Raw genomic sequence first — 12,122 nt, forward strand, 5'->3', positions numbered from 1 at the left:
AATTTAAATATCTTTTTTCAGCTTGATGCCTCTGCGCTTAGCAGGTTTGGCAGATCCTGCCGATTCATTATTCTCACTTGTTTCCGGCTCTACCTGAAGTGATGGCTCTGATTCTGGTAATACTAGCTCTGTATTAACTGCCTTTTTACGGGGCTTACGTACAGTTTTAGGCTTAGCAGGCTCAGGCTCAGGCTCAGGCTCAGGCTCAGGCTCAGGCTCAGGCTCAGGCTCAGGCTCAGGCTCAGGCTCAGGCTCAGGCTCAGGCTCAGGCTCAGGCTTTAGCATCCTGCCCGAATCTGCAGGTGCTTGTCGAGCAGCATTATCTATTCGGTGCGTTGTTTTAACAGATTGGCGCTTCTTTCGCCAGCGTAAAACTGCTTTACCTGCATCAACCAAGCCATCCTTTATACTTCTAATAACTGCAAAGAGATAGATGAATGGAAAAACGATCAGTGCTTTTACTGCACTAAAAAAGGTACTCGACCCCTGCTTACTAGTAGTTGAACTAGGGGTCGTTGGGCTAGGGCTTGGTTCACCATCGTTAGAGTCAGTCTCTTTAGACGCTAAACCTAAGGATGCACCCGCACTGATACAACCTAAGGGAATTACTAATAAAGTCAATAAAGTCGAAACCGCTCCACCAAAAATTAACGATACCGCCATCCCTTGGAAAATTGGATCTGATAATATCACCATTGACCCGCCCAATAAGGCTAAAGCCGTAATTAAAATAGGTCGAGTCCGCGCCTCACAAGAGCGAATCACGGCTTCGCGTGGGCTTAACCCTTGATTAACTACCGCATCACGGGCGAAATCCACTAATAAAATTGAATTACGCACAATAATTCCTGCCAAAGCAATAAAGCCAATCATGGAGGTTGCAGTAAATTCAGCCCCCATCATCCAATGCCCCGGCAAAATACCAATTAAGGTTAAAGGAATCGGAGCCATAATAATGGCCGGTAAAATAAAATTACCAAACTGCGCCACGATTAACATATAGATCAAAACTAAGGCGGCTGCAAAGGCAATTCCCATATCGCGGAAAGTTTCAAAGGTAACTGTCCACTCTCCTGCCCACACAAAAGACGATTTTAACTCTAAATGACTCGGTGATCTGAACCAATAACCACCCTCGATCACTGAACCATCCGGTGCGACATAACCCTTGCCATCATTCGCCGCCATCAGCAAGCCTTCAACTTCCTTCTGCCCATAAACGGGTGCTGCTAAACGACCGACACCCTCGGCAGTCACAAACTCGACTGGATTCAAATCTTTATGATAAATCGGCTTATCTTGAGCCTCACGCACAAAGCTACCCAATTCAGATAAAGCCACCGACTTACCTTGCGCATTGGTAACCGGTAATTGGACTAAGCTCATGAGTTGCGAACGTGAGCTCAGCGGCACTTGCATGACAATATGCGTCGGATCAATTAAGGCATTTTTCTTCACATCACCTAAAACAAAGCCGCCCATCGACAGGCTCAGAGCGCGATTGACATCTTCAATGGTAATACCATTGCGTTGAGCTTTATCCGTATCAATCACAAAGCGTAGATTTTCGTAATCATGCTCTAGCATATTATCGACATCGCCTAAATTCTCCGCTTGTTGGAAGAACTTAGTCATATCCGCCGCCATCTGCCGCCGAATCGTTGGATCTTGATGATAAATTTCGGCGACAACCGTTTGTAATACCGGTGGTCCTGGTGGCATTTCCACCACTTGCACAGTCGCCCCCGCTGCTTGCGCCAACGGTGTTAAAATTTCACGCGCTTGTACGGCAATTTGGTGACTCGTCCGCACCCGTGCTTTTTTATCCAACAGCTGAACTTGAATATCACCCTGCCAAGCCTGCTGGCGCAAATAATAATGACGGACTAAACCATTAAAATTAAACGGTGAGGCAGTACCTGCATACGTTTGTACAGCGGTCACTTCAGGCAATTTTTGCATTTCTGTCGCTAATTGATGGATTAAATTAGCCGTCACTGGCAAAGCAGTACCTTCTGGCATATTCACCACCACATTAAACTCTGGCTTATTATCTAAAGGCAGCATTTTCACCGGAACAGCCTTCAGTGGATAAAACAAAGTCATTAGTGCAAAGAAAATCAAAATAATGCTCAATAGAAATAAATAGCCTTTAAATTTACTATCGACTAAGGGCAAAATTAAACGCCGAAATAAAGACTCAATCCGCTCAGCTTGTTTATGTTCTTTTTCTGCATCGGCATGCAGCTTGGCAAGGCTAGGCTTAAATAAATTAGTCAACCACGGCGTAAAAGCAAAGGCCGCGAATAGTGAAATGATCATAGCCACCGAGCCTAAAACGGGGATAGGCATCATATAAGGCCCCATCATCCCGCTGACGAAGCCCATCGGCAATAAGGCTGCAATCACCGTGGCGGTTGCTAAAATCGTGGGATTCCCCACTTCACGCACAGCATCAACAGCAATCGCTAAGCCTTGTTGACCGACCAATAACCAACGCCGATAAATATTTTCGACAACCACAATCGCATCATCGACTAAAATACCAATCGAGAAAATCAGCGCGAATAAGCTGACCCGATCAATCGTCATATTCAGCATCCAAGCTGCAAATACGGTGGTAGTAATGACAGCTGGAATGACAATTAAGACCACTAAGCCCGCACGCCAACCTAAAGCTAACCAGACCAATACAGTGACAATCATAGTAGCAATGAACAGCTTTTTAAGCAGCTCATTCACTTTAGCTTTGGCAGTCGCCCCATAGTCACGAGTAATTTCTACATGTACATTGTCAGGAATAATCTGCCCTTTCAGCCCCTCAAGCTTTTTTAGAATAGCCTCAGAAACTTCCACACCATTAGTACGATGCTTTTTAGCAATGGCCAAAGTAACTGCCGCTGCATTAGACGCTTGTTCGTCCACTCTAGCGGCTACTCCCGTGTAATAGCCCACCATATGCGCTGCATCACTAGGACCTTCTTTGACTTCGGCCACATCGCGCACATAAACAGGTCGACCATTCACCACGGTGATCATCAAATTTTTAATATCTTGAGCTGAGGTTAAAAATGAACCGCTATAAATTTTATAAATATTTTGATTGGGTTCTACAAAGCCCGTATTCTGCTCCGCATTTGCCATTTGGATAGTGCGTGCAATCTGCTCTAATGAAACACCGAAAGTAGCCAAGCGCTCAGGCAAAATCTCAACTTGCAACTCCTCACGCCGACCTTCCACAATAAAGCTTTGACTGGTATTAGCTACCCCACGCAACTCTTGTAAGACCTCTAAACCGACTAAACGTAAAGAAGCATCATCGACTTCATTTGACCACAGCGTTACCGTCACCACAGGCACATCATCGACCCCCTTAGGCTTAACTAAAGGCTCAGTCACGCCTTGTGGCATCGCATCTCGGTTGGAGCTGAGTTTGTCGTATAACTTAACCAGCGAAGACTCTAGTTCTTCCCCAACCTTAAACTGTACAGTCACGACGGCTTCACCACGCATCGAAGCCGAATACACGTGATCCACGCCAGTAATTTCCGACATAATTGCTTCAAGTGGGCGAGCAATAATCGCCTCCACTTCACGTGAAGAAGCCCCCGGATATTTGACAAAAATATCCACCATCGGCACGGAGATTTGTGGATCTTCTTGGCGCGGCGTAATCATCAGCCCTAAAGCTCCTACCGCTAAAAAAGCGAGTAGTAGCAATAAAGAGAGGGGAGAATTGATAAAAATTTTAGCGGTTTGACCGGCAAGCCCTAAACGATGAGCGTGAGTTTGCTTAGGCTGAGATGAATCATTCATGCGCTATTTACCAATACGAAAAAGTGAAGGTATTACAACTGTTGTCGTAACTACTGAGTATCCGGCATCCAACCAGAAACCGCACGGGGAGGCGGATTATCAATAATCTTCATGCCCGGCTTTAAGCCCGAAATTACTTCCACCTTGTTGCCATAATCAGCACCTAGGCGCACTAAGCGTAAGGAAGAACTACCATTTTCCACGGCCAAGACACTCGGTAAACTGCGGCCACTCAGCAAAGCCGTGCGGGGGACCAACACGACGGGTTCTTCATTGGCTTGTGAATTGGATAAATAAATTTCCGCATACATCCCCGGAGCGGCAACTACATCAACAGGCAAATCAAACTTTACCGTCACCGTATGTTGTTCAGCATCCGCCACTGGATAAATTTGCGAGACTTTAGCCATCGTTTCAGCAGCACCATTAATTTTGGCTGGAACAACCATCCCTATACTGACCTGCGACATCAAGCTAGCCGGCACATCCGCTTGCAAGCGTTTGTACTTAACAAAACCATAACGCAGTAGTGGCTGACCGACTTGAACGGTATCCCCAACTTCGACCATTTTTTGCAGAATGACACCTTCAAATGGCGCTATGCCCTTCGCATTTTGTAAAGTGGCATCAATTTCTTGGAGTTGGGAATAAGCCTGCTGCAAAGAACCTCGCGCTTGCGACACGCCAGAGGCACTGGTGACTAAATCCGAATAACGCCCCATATCTGAGTCATAATTATTCATCATCATATCAGCCATCGGGCGAGTGATGAAATTGTCCATCATCGCAGGCATCCCAAAGCCCGGCATGGCACCCACATCACGACTACGTGGTGACACCACTTCTCGTTGATATTGGGCTTCCGCACTTTGTAACATGGATTGAGCGTTTTGAATTTGAGCGAGTACTGCATTACGCTTGGCGGCTAATTGAGACTCATCAACCTGAGTCAATACCGCACCTTGCTGATAAGCACTACCGACTTCACCAGCAAAATACTTGAGTACACCAGGTACTTGAGCCGCTAAAGTGACTTCTTTATAGGGGATAACAGAACTGCCTAGCACTGTCTGAACGCGAGAGCTTGAGGTTTCAACAGCGACTATTTCGGCGGCTTGTACTGAATTTAGGCTCAACACGACTGAAAGAAACACTAAAACTGGGCGTGCTGCGCAATTTCCTCTTCTCATGAATAACTCTTCCTCAATAATCGTGGGTGGATAACATCCCACTTTAGCTGGCTGAACTATATCTTTTAAGGGAGGCTAATTCTAGTGAAAACACAGCACTACACTAATAGGGATATAGCTAGCATTTTTTAAAAGCCAAACCCAGCCTACGGCGTAGGCGGACGGACATAACCTTTGACGACTGCCACGGGTTCACTATCGCTCGCCTGCTCGCCATGAAAAACTGAAACCCTTACCTCGACTAAAATATCTGAGCTAGACGGCTTAGTTTCACGAACCCAACGCCACGCAATATTGCCCATCACTTCCTCACCTTCACTAGCAGGTTCGAGGCTATTATTATCTACTGCCATCTGATAAAGATCGAGTTGATTTAAACCCACCCAACGTGCCAAGGTAGATTCTTTTAATAATTGCGCATTACGTGCACCATTGGCAGCGACTTGGCTAGCAATACTAATCACTAAAACAATGATAAATAAAGCAAACATGACTTCAACCAAACTAAAGCCTGCTTGAGAGGAGGTCGGTTTAGCTCTGTGCATCATCGTCAGAAATCGGCTCGATGACTTGGCCGAAAGCATCAAACTGCACTCGCTGTGGATCACCTTTACCCACAGCAAGCTCATAGACGAAAGGTGTTAATTCACCCGTAGGTTCGACGAATACTTGCGGTTCATCAGGCATATCAACAGCTAGACTCACGGGTTCTTGTTCAATCAAAACTTGGGGTTTTAAGTTTTTATCATCAAAGCGCCGCGCTTTAAATAGGCTATCATTTTCAATTTCCACCCATTTATTTTTCTCATCCAGCTTAAAAAAATGATAGCCCGTCTCAGTAAAACCTAAAGCCAGCGGCTCAGAACGCACAATGGCTTCATTGCTGAGCACATTCACATCAAAACGTAGACGTTCGAGTGCTAGCTCAACGGGGTCTGCTTCGAAACTGCGAAACGATAAGGACACAATCGAGACCAGCACCGCCATCACCACCAAGACGATCAGTAACTCTACAAGCGTAAAACCCCGCTGGCCTTGAGCGCACATGGGATTATTGTTTTTCCCAGTTGCCAATATCATCTTGGGTATTTTCACGACCATCAGGGCCTAGGCTATAAATATCAATCTCACCACCATGAGTACCCGGATTTAAATATTTATAAGGATTACCCCACGGATCCGTTGGGACTGTTTTTGCTTTTAAATAGCCCCCTTGTTGCCATTTGCGTGCTTCGGCGGGCTTCTCCACTAAGGCTTTTAAACCTTGCTCACTAGTCGGGTAACTAGCGTTATGCATCCGGTACATATCTAAAGCCAATTCCATCGTCCGAATTTCTTGCTGAGAGGAGGCAATTCTTGCCTCATCGGGTGTACCTCTTAAATTAACAACCGCTATACCCAAGAGCACCCCAATAATCGTGATAACAATGAGTAACTCCATCAGGGTATAGCCTGTCATGGAGGCATGACGACGAGTCATCTGTTTGTGCTTATTCATTCGACTAATCAAACCTTCTATCAAACCTTCAAATTCAAAAACGGCGTAATCATGGCATAATACTCTAACATTGTAACCAACCGACACTTAAGCACATTACCAATAGATTAAACCTACCAACACCCATCCTGCTCTATGGCTTAAGCTTTAGCCTGCTATGGATCACTTTACACGGCTTATCCACGAGCTTGCGGTATGAGCGCCATTTGATTCTGCAAGGTGAGTTATGGCGTCTTTTCACAGCTCATTGCGTGCATCTGAATCTGACGCATTTAGGGTTAAATCTAGCGGGTTGGTGGCTTTTTCTTAAGCTATGTGGCTCGTTATTTAGCCTTAAACAGCTGAGTTGGTATATTTTAGTTCTAGCCTTCGGCATCAGTGGACTGTTGCTCAGTTTGCAAACGCATCTGCAGTGGTATTTAGGCTTTTCAGGGGTGCTATATGGTTTACTCCTGAGGGGCGGTATTCAACTGAGCGTCCAACCTGAACGTGGGCTAGGCTTAGCGTTGATCAGTGTGCTTAGCTTAAAATTCGCTTGGGACAGTTATAATAGTCAGGTGCTGTCTAGCGCACAGTTAATAGGTGCGCCCGTTATACTGACCGCTCATGGCTATGGTTTATTGATAGGCTGTATCCTGAGCGTGCCGATTTTATATAAACACTTAAAATTAAAATAATTAAACCAACCTATGCTACAAAACCTCAGCCACAGCGCGCAAATAATAGCCAGACTAGTCCACCCCCAACGCTGCCCGTTATGCGACACAGTACTCACTCCCACTCAGTTGCTGCTATGCACGCTTTGCTATCAAACTTTACCTTGGAAGCTTGAACCTGCAAACCTCGCCCCGACGCCTTTAATCAGTGCTTTTACCTATGAATCGCCCATTAAACAGCTGATTTTGGAAGGCAAAAATAGTTCTTATCTGGATAAATTACAGCTCCTCGCTAAGCTACTGGCACACTACTTCCCTGCAATGATTCAAGACCTGCCGGAAGCGATCTTACCGGTCCCCTTGCATCCTAAACGCTTAAGGCAACGCGGCTTCAATCAATCGCTGGAATTAGTCCGCCCGTTAGCAAACAAACTCGGCCTACCTATCCTACTGACAGAAATCCGCCGCCAACGCCATACCGATGAGCAGAAAAAGTTGGCAGCTCTTGCGCGGCAACATAATCTAGACCAAGCTTTTCAATTGATTCGCCCCATTAAATATAAACATATTGCGATTTTTGATGATGTAGTCACTACCGGGGCTACTTGCGCAGAACTAGAGGCGATCTTGATTGATCATGGCGTGGAAAAAGTCCAGATTTGGTGTTGTGCACAAACAACAATGACCTGAAGCACCAAATCCTCTAGTATAAGAACCTATTAGCTTTTTAACCCCAGCCAGATAGGAAACCAGACATGATTCGTAGCATGACGGCTTTTGCACACCACGAAATCGCTTCAGCTCATGGGAAATTGAGTTGGGAATTGCGTTCGGTTAATCACCGCTACTTAGATATTAGTTTGCGTGTTCCTGAAGAGTTTAGATCACTCGAGAATAATTTTCGCACACTGTTACAAAACCGCTTGCATCGTGGCAAACTGGAAGCCTCTCTACGTTATGCAGCGGGAGTCGGCGAAAACTCCGCGATTGTAGTGAATGAACCCCTAGCTCGTGCATTGATAATTGCATGTCGACAAATTGAGGCGTTAACTAATAGTACTGAAACCCTAAAAGCCGTTGATATTCTCCGCTGGCCGGGGGTGACTTTGGACAGTGCTCCAGACTTAGAAAAGTTGGGGCAAGAAGCAGAGTTATTATTGGTTACTGCTTTAAATGACTTAATCGCTACGCGCGAACGTGAGGGTAAGCGCTTAGCTGAATTTATTGATTCGCGTTGTGATCAAATTGCTGAAATTTTAGTTCGTATCCGTAAGCGTCGCCCTGAAATTATCAGCGGAATTAAGGACAAAATTCATCAGCGTTTAGCTGAGCTGGACGTGATTCCAGACAATAACCGCCTCGAACAAGAATTAGTGATCCTCGCCCAACGTTTAGACGTAGATGAAGAACTTGACCGTTTAATGGCGCACCTTGACGAAATTAATGCGGTACTCGAACGCGACGAACCTATTGGCCGGCGCATGGACTTTCTGATGCAAGAACTCAATCGTGAAGCCAATACTTTAGCTTCCAAATCTAATGATGCAGAAACCACCCAAGCAGCCGTTGATTTAAAAGTACTCATCGAACAGATGCGTGAGCAAATTCAGAATATTGAATAATGGCCGCCAAAGACTACTATCAGGTATTGGGAATTTTACCTAGCGCTAGCGCAGACGATATTAAGCTAGCCTATCGACGTTTAGCACGTAAATACCATCCTGATGTCAGCCACCTACCGGGAGCGGAGGAACAGTTTAAAGCCGTCAACGAAGCTTATGAAACCCTCAGTGATAGTAGTAAGCGCCGTCAATATGAACAACAGCAAACACGACCTAAACCAACGCCTACTGACACCCCAAAAACCAGTACGCAGCCACCTCCGGCACAGGCCAGTCGAGTCGATGTAGATACCGCCTTCTTTGAGGAAATCAGTCAGCCAGAAATTCCTGATACCCGCCGTAGCTCAGCTATTTTTAATAGCTTGTTCGGTAAAAAACGCCGTGAGAAAACCGTTGAACGTAAAGTACAACCGCCATTAGAACCCCAAGAATATCATTTAACTTTACAAATTGAAGACGTCTTCTTCGATACCATCAAAGCTATTCAAGCACCGAATGGGGATACCATTCAGGTACGAGTACCCAAAGGTTCATCGGCAGGCAGCCGTTTACGCTTACAGGGTAAAGGGGTCGGCGGAGCTGATTTAAGTTTAGTGATTCACCTTGCCGAACATCCGTATTATCAATTAATTGGGCAGGATTTATATCTCGACTTACCCATTAGCCCTTGGGAAGCTGCATTGGGCGCTCATATTTTAGCACCCACCCCCACGGGGGCCGTCAGCTTAAAAATTCCACCTGACAGCGAATCAGGTAAAAAAATGCGCTTAGCAGGGCGCGGGATTAATACCAGCACAACTCAAGGCGATATGTACATCACGCTGCAAGTCCACACTCCACCTGCTACCACGGCACAACACCAAGAGTTTTATGCACAAATGGAGCGTACTTTCAACTGGTCACCACGGCAACATCTGAAAACCACGCGATAGACGGCAACTTGCTTGCGTGGTTTTTTTGGAACAAAAGTCAAAATAGTGGTATTTTCACTACACAACAATGCCTTCTGTTCAGCTTTGCAAAAAGTGACTAGGGCTGGTCTAAAATAAGCAGATTCACGAAGCAAAACGTTTCAGGATGCAGATAACATGTCACCAAGTATTTGGAAGCGCGCTCTACTTACTACACTGTTAGCGATTGGCTTACACGGTTGCGCTTGTGCGGGCGCTTTGCCTGATAGCGTTAATGGTCAAGCCTTACCTAGCCTTGCCCCTATGTTAGAACGTGTCACACCGGCCGTGGTAAATATTACCACCGAAGGTAAGCAAAAAATTGATGAGTCCATTCTCAATGATCCATTTTTTAAGCGCTTTTTTGGCGATGTCCAAGGAGAGCGCAAAATAGATGGCACCGGCTCGGGTGTAATCGTGCATGCGCGTCATGGGCATATTCTAACCAATTTTCATGTGATTGAAGGGGCTGAGCGGATTACGATCACCCTGAATGATGGTCGCCGCTTTCAAGCCCGGATTATTGGTGCAGACCCTAAAGTTGACTTAGCGATTATTGCGATTAAGGCTGAACGCTTAGTCGCCATGCGCTTTGGTGACTCGGATCGCTTAAAGGTCGGTGATTTTGTGGTTGCAATTGGCAATCCCTACGGGATTGGTCAATCCGTCACCTCGGGTATCATTAGTGCTCTGCATCGTAACCCGGGGATTGGTGAATATGAAAACTTTATTCAAACAGATGCCTCGATCAATTTAGGTAACTCTGGGGGAGCCTTAGTTAATCTGCGAGGTGAATTAATCGGTATTAATACCGCTATCTTGGGAGGGCACAGCGGCGGCAATATAGGCATTGGTTTTGCCATCCCCGTGAATACTGCCGCTGGGATCATTGATCAGATTGTACGTTTCGGCCAAGTAGAACGGGGGTTACTTGGGATTGAAGTCAGTGATGTCGATGCTCAAATTGCCACTAATTCACGCTTACCTGCAAATACAGGGGCTTTAGTTGAGCGCGTTTTCCCTAGTTCAGCCGCCGAACGGGCTGGTTTACAAGCGGGTGATGTGATTTTACAAGTGAATGATGCTGAAATTAAAGCCGCTAGCGATGTTAAAAGCTTAATTGGTTCAGTTCGTGCAGGCACACTTTTGAAAATAGTCTATCTGCGCTCAGGACAAACCTATACTGCACAGGCAAGAATTGGTCAGGTCGGACCAGCTGGCAATACGGCTAATTCGCAGCGCCCTTTTTGGGAAAATAACTAATTTCAGTTAGTATGAGCATAATTTCACCAAATCGAAATCAACTAAGATTGACAAGCGGCAAAAAAATGCTATAAATGGTGGAACTGATACAGCGTGCGTTCATCTAAGGAACAAGAAGCAGAAAAAACTGTTTTCTAATCTAAAAATGAAGGTAGGCAATTATTGCGAATTTCCGCGAAGTGAAGAGATGCGACATAAAAAGCACTAAAGCCCGGTGCTGTCGAGGTCTCTTTTGCGGATACAGGTTTGGTGTCCCCAATCCAGACCTGTTTATTAAACCCCGGCTTTTAGACCCCCTGTTTGGCCGGGGTTCCTTTTTACAGGATCTAGTCTAGTTGTTCTTAAATGAATCCTTAATGAATAGCCTTAGCAACCACCGCAGTGGGTCGCTCAAACCATTCGTCTAATTTGAGCCATAAATCCTCAAGCCCTAACCCCGTGGTCGCTGAAAATGACTGTACAGTCACTTGATTACCTGCTTGGGGTAAAGCCTTGCGTACCGCTAAGACGGTGCTTTGCCTAGCCCCTCGACTCAATTTATCGGCTTTATTCAATAAAATATGCACGGGTAACGGCTGATACTCTGCCCATTTCAACAAACCTTGATCAAATACCGTCATCGGATGACGAATATCCATGACCAAAATCAAACCCTTAAGTGTTCCTCGCGTAGTAAGATACGCTTCGATAAATTTCTGCCATTGTAACTTGAGGTGTTCTGGAACTTTGGCATAGCCATACCCCGGAAGGTCGACTAATAACTGACCCTCAGGCAAAGTGAAAAAATTAATCAGCTGTGTACGTCCAGGGGTTTTACTAGTCCGTGCCAGCGATTTTTGTGAACAGGCTCGATTAATTGTACTGGACTTGCCTGAATTGGAACGCCCGGCGAAAGCTACTTCAAAACCACTCTCTTTAGGCAGTGTTTTAGGCGTAGTAGCACTTTGGACAAAACTAGCTTGCTGATAGTAATGATTCATCATGTTAGCGTTCTCTAATGCATTTTTTGAGGTATGATTGCGGGATATGATATACAATTCTGGCACTTTTGGAGGATACCCGGCGGCCATCCTCTCAGACAAACGAATTTGTAGCTTTACTTCGATGTTTTTGGGAGCACTTTCTAG

General features: G+C 45.6%; 11 protein-coding genes. 5 read left to right on the top strand and 6 right to left on the bottom strand.

Annotation, left to right across the window (positions count from 1 at the left end; all coding sequences use genetic code 11):
- Window positions 1-3 precede the first annotated feature (3 nt).
- From B5D50_RS02580 to gspG, 5 genes are all read right to left on the bottom strand, one after another.
- Entirely contained in the window at window positions 4-3,816 is a 3,813-nt protein-coding gene (locus B5D50_RS02580) for an efflux RND transporter permease subunit (protein WP_078921018.1), read from the bottom strand.
- A 50-nt stretch (window positions 3,817-3,866) separates the two neighbouring features.
- Window positions 3,867-5,006, bottom strand: coding sequence for an efflux RND transporter periplasmic adaptor subunit (locus B5D50_RS02585; RefSeq protein WP_078921019.1), 1,140 nt, complete (start codon window positions 5,004-5,006; stop codon window positions 3,867-3,869).
- Between the two features lie 146 nt (window positions 5,007-5,152).
- Window positions 5,153-5,554 (bottom strand): type II secretion system protein, encoded by a 402-nt coding sequence (locus B5D50_RS02590; protein ID WP_159448565.1) that lies wholly within the window; start codon window positions 5,552-5,554, stop codon window positions 5,153-5,155.
- Entirely contained in the window at window positions 5,538-6,086 is a 549-nt protein-coding gene (locus B5D50_RS02595) for a prepilin-type N-terminal cleavage/methylation domain-containing protein (protein ID WP_159448553.1), read from the bottom strand. Before B5D50_RS02595 ends, B5D50_RS02590 begins: the two co-directional genes overlap by 17 nt.
- Window positions 6,058-6,504, bottom strand: a complete 447-nt coding sequence (gspG, locus tag B5D50_RS02600; protein ID WP_234975774.1) for a type II secretion system major pseudopilin GspG — start codon at window positions 6,502-6,504, stop codon at window positions 6,058-6,060. Before gspG ends, B5D50_RS02595 begins: the two co-directional genes overlap by 29 nt.
- A gap of 188 nt (window positions 6,505-6,692) precedes the next feature.
- Between gspG and rrtA the strand changes: the two genes are divergently transcribed.
- From rrtA to B5D50_RS02625, 5 genes are all read left to right on the top strand, one after another.
- The gene (rrtA, locus tag B5D50_RS02605) at window positions 6,693-7,181 is read left to right on the top strand and encodes a rhombosortase (RefSeq protein WP_159448554.1); all 489 of its coding nucleotides are present in this window, start codon (window positions 6,693-6,695) and stop codon (window positions 7,179-7,181) included.
- Between the two features lie 12 nt (window positions 7,182-7,193).
- Entirely contained in the window at window positions 7,194-7,850 is a 657-nt protein-coding gene (locus B5D50_RS02610; protein ID WP_143594224.1) for a ComF family protein, read from the top strand.
- A gap of 65 nt (window positions 7,851-7,915) precedes the next feature.
- Complete coding sequence (locus B5D50_RS02615) at window positions 7,916-8,782, top strand: YicC/YloC family endoribonuclease (protein WP_078921024.1); 867 nt, start codon at window positions 7,916-7,918, stop codon at window positions 8,780-8,782.
- On the top strand, window positions 8,782-9,714 hold the full coding sequence (locus tag B5D50_RS02620; protein ID WP_078921025.1) for a DnaJ C-terminal domain-containing protein: 933 nt from the start codon (window positions 8,782-8,784) through the stop codon (window positions 9,712-9,714). The genes B5D50_RS02615 and B5D50_RS02620 overlap by 1 nt, the downstream gene beginning before the upstream one ends.
- 156 nt (window positions 9,715-9,870) lie before the next feature.
- Window positions 9,871-10,995 carry a trypsin-like peptidase domain-containing protein gene (locus B5D50_RS02625; RefSeq protein ID WP_078921026.1) on the top strand — a complete coding sequence of 375 codons (1,125 nt, stop codon included), beginning with the start codon at window positions 9,871-9,873 and terminating at the stop codon, window positions 10,993-10,995.
- Between the two features lie 353 nt (window positions 10,996-11,348).
- Here B5D50_RS02625 and yihA read toward each other — a convergent pair whose 3' ends face one another.
- Complete coding sequence (gene yihA, locus B5D50_RS02630; RefSeq protein ID WP_078921251.1) at window positions 11,349-11,975, bottom strand: ribosome biogenesis GTP-binding protein YihA/YsxC; 627 nt, start codon at window positions 11,973-11,975, stop codon at window positions 11,349-11,351.
- Window positions 11,976-12,122 lie beyond the last annotated feature (147 nt).

Origin of the sequence: Thiothrix eikelboomii (assembly GCF_900167255.1) — a bacterium.
Lineage (GTDB): Bacteria > Pseudomonadota > Gammaproteobacteria > Thiotrichales > Thiotrichaceae > Thiolinea > Thiolinea eikelboomii.